6 protein-coding genes and 1 tRNA gene are annotated in these 6,000 nt (G+C 67.7%); 2 read left to right on the forward strand and 5 right to left on the reverse strand.

The features are described 5' to 3' along the window. Window positions 1-252: 252 nt before the first annotated feature. Window positions 253-1,662 carry a sensor histidine kinase gene (locus D2T30_RS18430; RefSeq protein WP_128186789.1) on the forward strand — a complete coding sequence of 470 codons (1,410 nt, stop codon included), beginning with the start codon at window positions 253-255 and terminating at the stop codon, window positions 1,660-1,662. Window positions 1,663-2,047: 385 nt separating this feature from the next. Next, window positions 2,048-2,124 (forward strand) — tRNA-Arg (locus D2T30_RS18435). A gap of 26 nt (window positions 2,125-2,150) precedes the next feature. Here the strand turns inward: D2T30_RS18435 and budC are convergent. The 5 genes from budC to D2T30_RS18455 form a co-directional block, all read right to left on the reverse strand. Then, window positions 2,151-2,912 carry a meso-2,3-butanediol dehydrogenase gene (budC, locus tag D2T30_RS18440; protein WP_128210092.1) on the reverse strand — a complete coding sequence of 254 codons (762 nt, stop codon included), beginning with the start codon at window positions 2,910-2,912 and terminating at the stop codon, window positions 2,151-2,153. A gap of 183 nt (window positions 2,913-3,095) precedes the next feature. Next, window positions 3,096-3,509 carry a DUF1489 family protein gene (locus D2T30_RS18445; protein ID WP_128186785.1) on the reverse strand — a complete coding sequence of 138 codons (414 nt, stop codon included), beginning with the start codon at window positions 3,507-3,509 and terminating at the stop codon, window positions 3,096-3,098. A gap of 53 nt (window positions 3,510-3,562) precedes the next feature. After that, on the reverse strand, window positions 3,563-3,727 hold the full coding sequence (locus D2T30_RS23170; protein ID WP_164881678.1) for a hypothetical protein: 165 nt from the start codon (window positions 3,725-3,727) through the stop codon (window positions 3,563-3,565). After that, entirely contained in the window at window positions 3,724-4,854 is a 1,131-nt protein-coding gene (locus D2T30_RS18450; protein WP_128210093.1) for a YeeE/YedE thiosulfate transporter family protein, read from the reverse strand. Before D2T30_RS18450 ends, D2T30_RS23170 begins: the two co-directional genes overlap by 4 nt. Beyond that, window positions 4,854-5,774: a sulfurtransferase gene (locus D2T30_RS18455; protein WP_128210094.1), complete on the reverse strand. Its 921-nt coding sequence runs from the start codon at window positions 5,772-5,774 to the stop codon at window positions 4,854-4,856. Before D2T30_RS18455 ends, D2T30_RS18450 begins: the two co-directional genes overlap by 1 nt. Window positions 5,775-6,000: the final 226 nt, after the last annotated feature.

The raw sequence follows: 6,000 nt of genomic DNA on the forward strand, positions 1-6,000 counted from the left end.
CGGTCTTTAGGGGCAACCGGCGATCAAGTCAATTCATCCGCGCGTCTTTTCGGCATTTTTCGTGCCGCGCGCCGGTTTCGGGGAACAGTTCCCCTTTTCGGATCGTTCACAAAACATCCTGACGATGCGCGTGCTTTCGCCGGTCTTGTCAGGGACCTGTTTATTCGCGGGGATAATTGGTATTTCTGGCGAAGCGGGCAGCACAACCGGCGGGCGAGCGCCGGCCTTTCGGAGGCTTGGCAACAGGACAAGATGACGATCAATACTCTTTCCGGCCGGTTTCTCATCCTGACGACGATTTTCGTCGTGCTGGCGGAAATTCTCATCCTCGTGCCCGCGATCACCAATTTCCGCGAGGATTACCTGCTGACGCGGCTCGAACGGGCGCAGATCGCCTCGCTGGCGCTGCTGACCACCGACCAGATGATCGAGCCGGATCTGGAACAGGAGCTGCTGAACAACGCGGGCGTCTACAACGTCGTGCTGCGGCGCGACGCGGCGCGGCAACTGGTGCTGTCCTCGCCGATTCCCAGCCCGATCGCCGCGACCTTCGATCTGCGCTATTCGACCTTCCCCGGCAGTATCCGCGACGCGATGTCGGAACTCTTCGCCACGCAGAATCAGATCATCCGCGTCGTCGGTGAACCCGTTCAGCGCGGCGGTCAGGTGATCGAGGTCACGCTGGCCACCGGCCCGATGCGGATGCAGATGATCGAATACGGCCTGCGGTTGCTGGCGCTGTCGGCGATGGTTTCGGGCGCGACGGCGGTGCTGCTGTTCCTCGCGGTGCGGCGGCTGATGGTCGTGCCGATGAAGCGCGTCATCGCCCATATCACCGCCTATGCCGAGGCGCCCGACGACGCCCGCCGCATCATCGAGCCCGAGGCCCGCGTGGTCGAACTGCGCGAGGCGGAGGATGCCCTCGCCTCGATGCAACGCCAGCTGACCGCGGCCTTCAAGCAGCGCGAGAGGCTGGCGCAGCTGGGTCAGGCGGTGGCCAAGGTCAGCCACGACCTGCGCAACATCCTGACCACGGCGCAGCTTCTGGCCGACCGGATGGAGGGATCGGACGATCCGGCGGTGAAACGCGCGGCGCCGAAGCTGATCAACTCGATCTCCCGCGCGGTAAACCTGTGCGAAACGACGCTGGCCTTTGGCAAGGCCGAGGAGCCGCCGCCCGTCCTGTCGCGCTTCCCGCTGAACGGGCTGGTGCAGGAGGTCGCGGAAAGCGAACGTCTGGCCGCCGACGCGGCGCAGATCGATTTCGTCACCGACGTGGCGCCGAACATCGTGATTCGGGCCGACCGGGAACAGATGTATCGGGTGCTGTCGAATCTGGTCCGCAACGCCCGGCAGGCGATCGAGGCGACCGGCGGCCCCGGCACGATCGAGATCGGCGCCGGCGAGGAACCCGAGGGCTGGTGGATCCGCGTGCAGGACACCGGCCCCGGCCTGCCCGAGCGGGCGAAGGAAAACCTGTTCCGGCCGTTTTCCGGCGGGGTGAAAAAGGGCGGCACCGGCCTTGGCCTCGCCATCTCGGCGGAACTGGTGCGCGGCCATGGCGGGCGGCTCGAACTGGTCAAAAGCGACGAACACGGGACGGAATTCAAACTGCACCTGCCCGAGGCGCTGGACATCGGCCTGATGGAACGCAGCGCCTAGCGGGCCAAAACCATGGCGCGGGTTGCAAAGCCAAAAGCCGCAGCCGGTCACATGGGCTACCCACCCCGCATCCGGGCACGCAGCCCCTGATCCGCCTCAGCGGGACATTCCGCTTCAAAGCCCTACGGACGGGATTTCTTCCCATCATCTTTCCGAAAATATCCCGGGGGTGAGCCCGGAACGGGCGAGGGGGCTGGCCCCCTTGCTCCCCCTCCGCCCATACCCGGGTTTCAGTTCTGAAACACACCTTCAGGCAACACCCTCCGGCGATCGCCCCGCATATCGGCAAACCGGCTTTTTGCGGGCGCGGACAAAAGAATGTCGCAAAGACCGGATTTCACTCTTGCACCCCCCGCCGACAGAGGCTAAACGCCGTCCTCACAGTGCACCCGTAGCTCAGCTGGATAGAGCATCAGACTACGAATCTGAGGGTCGGGCGTTCGAATCGCTCCGGGTGCACCATTTTCCTTCCATCTGAAATCAGGCCCTTATTGCCGGGGCTGGCCGTTCGAGGCGCTCATGCCGCCATCGACCGGCAGGATGACGCCGGTGATGTAGGAGGCGTCCTCGCTGGCCAGAAAGGCCATTGCGGCGGCCATGTCCTCGGGGGTGCCATAGCGGCGGATGCTCAGGCGGTCCATGAAGGCCTTGGTGATCTCCGGATCCTCGGTGGTGCCTTCGGCCAAGGGCGTTTTCGTCGCCGTCGGGGCGATGGCGTTCACCCGGACGCCGCGGGGGCCGTAATCCATCGCCATGGCGCGGACCAAGTTGCTGACGGCGCCTTTCGAGGCATCATAGGCCAGCATGTTCCAGTCGCCCCCGATTCCCGAAACCGATGACGTCATCACGATCGCGCCGCCGGATTTCAGCAGGAACGGCATCGCGTGTTTCGCCATCAGGAAATAGCCGTCGACATTGACCGCGAAGACCTTGCGGAAGGTCTCGAAATCCGTTGTCTCGACATCGCCCTGCACGGCGATCCCGGCATTGTTGATGAGGATGTCGATGCCACCGAAGGTCCGGGCGGCCGTGTCGATCGCGGCCTTGACGGCGGCTTCGTCGCTCGTATCGCACAACTGCGTGGCGGTGCGCGCCGGGTCGAGCGTTTCGACCGTTTCCTTCAGCCCCGCCTCGTCGATATCCAGCGCCACGACATTGGCCCCTTCCTGCGAGAAGCGATGCACCGCGGCGCGGCCCATGCCCGAGGCGGCTCCGGTGATCACGACGGTTTTCGTTTCAAAACGTTGCATGGCGAATGGGCTCCTTTGTCGTTCAATCCATCTGCGGCGCGACAAGTCACCCCCGTCGCGTCATGCGCGGGATGCCTCGCCACGGGCGAGGGGGCGAAGCCGCACCGACTTCGCAAATCTTTGCTTGCACGGGGAAAACCCGCGGGCCGGGGGGATGGTTCCGCGAAACCCGCCGGGGCGGGGTCAGCGCAGGCCGATCTCGCTCAGCGCGGCCTGAAGCTCGCGGGGCAGGGGTTCTTCGCGCTCACGCCCCCGGCGCAGGTCGGCGGGGGCGTCTTCGGCGGTCAGGTAGCGCCAGCCCTGAAACGGACGGCGGGGCATGGCCTCGGTCCGCACCACGTCGCGGTCGAGGATGATGGCGCAGCGCGATATGCCGTCCGGCCCCGTCGCCTCCTCCAGCGCGAGGATGCGTTGCCGCGCCAGCGTCAGCCCCTTGAAGACCCAGAAGAGCGAGCCGCCGTCCAGCAGCTCCTCCTCGCGCTTCGGCCACATCCGGGTCACATGCCGGGCGGGGCCGGCGCCGTAGTTGAGCCGCTGCCATTCGAGCAGATCCTCGACCCTCTCGGCGCCGACGCAAAGCTTGATAAGGTGAATCATCGCGCTCTCCCGCTGATCGTCCTCACTTAGGCGCTGAGACGGGGGCGGGCAAGCTACTGCGGCAGGGCGGCGCAGAAGCCGCCCGTCACCACCTGACCGGAGCCGAAGGCGAAGGCCGGCGGCGCATGGTAGGGGTTGAGCGGCGTTTCCGCCTGATCGAACAGGATCAGCAGCGCGACAAGGGCCATGCACAGCCCGGCGGTGAAGCGGCGGGTCATGTGCGGGCCTCCAGTCCCAGAACCGGGCGCAGCCGGATGCCGAGGAAGGCGCCCGCGAAGGCCGCGACGAACCAGACCCAGCCATGCAGGCTGCCGGTCGAGACGCCGGAAAAGAACGCCCCCACGTTGCAGCCAAAGGCCAGCCGCGAGGAAAAGCCCAACAGGAACCCTGCGACCACCGTGGCGACCCATGCCCGCGCCGGCAGTTTGGGCAGCGGCTGCGACAGCCCGCCCTGACGCCATGCGGCGACGAGGAAGGCCCCGCCGATCAGGCCCAGGTTGGTCAGGCTGGTGACATCGGTCAGCAGGCTCTGATGCACCAGCGCGGCATTGCTCGGCGCGCTCCAGAAGGCGGAGCTGGACAGGTCCGCGCCCGCCGCCACCGCCGCCTTGGCCACCCAGAGGCCGAGCCCGTAGACCACGCCCCAGGGTTGGCCCGAGATCACCAGATTGGCCACCGCGAAGGCCGCGAGCAGCACCGCCGCCAGCACCAGCCGCCCGGGGATCCTGCGCGTGCCGGGTGTGGCCAGCGCCAGCGCCACGGCGGCGATGACGGCAAGGCCCGCCAGCGTGACGATCAACCCGCCGGTGCCGCTGAGGACAAGGACCGGCAGGGCGCCGAGGCTCGTCCACCAGATCAGCCCGTAGGCGCCGACGAAGCTGCCGATGGCGAAGAAGGGAAGGGCGAGCAGGCTGACCGGATTGCCCGATCCCGCATTGACCAGCGTGCCCGAGCCGCAGCCCAGCACCACCTGCATCGCCGCGCCGAAGACGAAGGCCCCGCCGATCATCGCCCAGCCGATGGGGGCCGCCGCGCCGGACAATTCGCCGGGATGCCCCGCCAGCAGCGGGAAGGCCACGACCGACACCAGCGCGATGGCCAGCAGTTGCGCCAGCAGCCCGGCCGGTTCGCGGCGCAGGATCATCGCCCGCCACGGCCCGGCAAAGCCGAAGCGCAGGCTCTCGAACGTGATGCCGATGCCCAGCCCCACCGCCAGCAGCAGTCCGTAGCGCAGCCCGCCGAACAGCGACAGTGCCGCGATCAGCACCAGCGCGCCGACGACAAGGGCAACACGCTTGGGCACCGCGCCGCGCGTGGCGGCGATCTCCGTCGTCGCGGCGGTCATCAGTTCCCCCCGAGCTGGCGTTTCAGGTTCTGCCAGAGGCCGGGAGTGTTCTGCATCGGCAGGTCGGTCTGGGAATAGCCGACCATCGAATCGGGGTAGAGCTTCACATCCGGCACGCCCGCGAGTTCAGAGAGCGCGAACCAGTCCGTCGCCGCCCAGTGGCCGGTATTGCAGAAGGACACGACCTCTTCGCCCTGTTTCAGGCCGAGCTTGGCCGCGACATCCTTCGCCGTTGTCTCGCCGCCGATGGCGGGCGAACCGCCGACGAAGAACTGCGAATGCGGCACGCTTTCCGCGCCGGGCAGTGTGCCGGGACGGGAAGCGACCTCATGCGCCTGCTTGCCTTCAAAGAAGGGCGTCGGGCGGGCGTCGATCAGTTGCGCGGTTTCCTTGCCCTCGACGATCTTCGCCACGTCATCCGTCGTCGCCAGCCATTCGTCCGAGAAGGTGATGGTCACGTCCGAAGGCACCGGCACGACCTTGTCCGTCTCGACCGGCAGGCCCGCGGCGAGCCAGGCGTTCATTCCGCCGTTCAGGATCGACAGGTCGGTGAAGCCCGAGGATTTCAGCGTCCAGTAGACCCGCGCGGCGGAGCCGAAGTCGCTGTCGTCCTTGCCCTGATGAACAATGACAATGGGCCGGTCTTTCGTCAGGCCGAGCGCGCGCAGCCGCGATTGCAGTTCATCCACCGGCACCAGCGCGCCGGGATTTTCCGCCGGGCCGCGGAACAGCCCGTAGGGGGCGGAAATCGCGCCGGGGATATGGCCCTGCTCATAGGCCGGGCCGCGGGTGTCGAGGATGATCGGCGCTGGCGCGGCGGCCTCGATCTCGGTGGGGGTGACCAGCGGTCCGAAGGTGCGCGCGCCAAGCGGCGAGACGGCTGCGAAAGCGACGGCCAGCGCCAGAAGGATCTGTTTCATCTTGGCCTCCAATGGGGTTTTCTCAGATGTCGCGCCATTTCGCGGGAATCGCAACGGGACTTTGGCGTCGGGGGTGAATTCAGGGGGAGCGCGGGTGGAGGGGGCGGGGGGGGGGGGGGGGGGGGGGGGGGGGGGGGGGGGGGGGGGGGGGGGGGGGGGGGGGGGGGGGGGGGGGGGGGGGGGGGGGGGGGGGGGGGGGGGGGGGGGGGGGGGGGGGGGGGGGGGG

Source organism: Paenirhodobacter populi (genome assembly GCF_004022215.1).
GTDB lineage: Bacteria > Pseudomonadota > Alphaproteobacteria > Rhodobacterales > Rhodobacteraceae > Rhodobacter > Rhodobacter populi.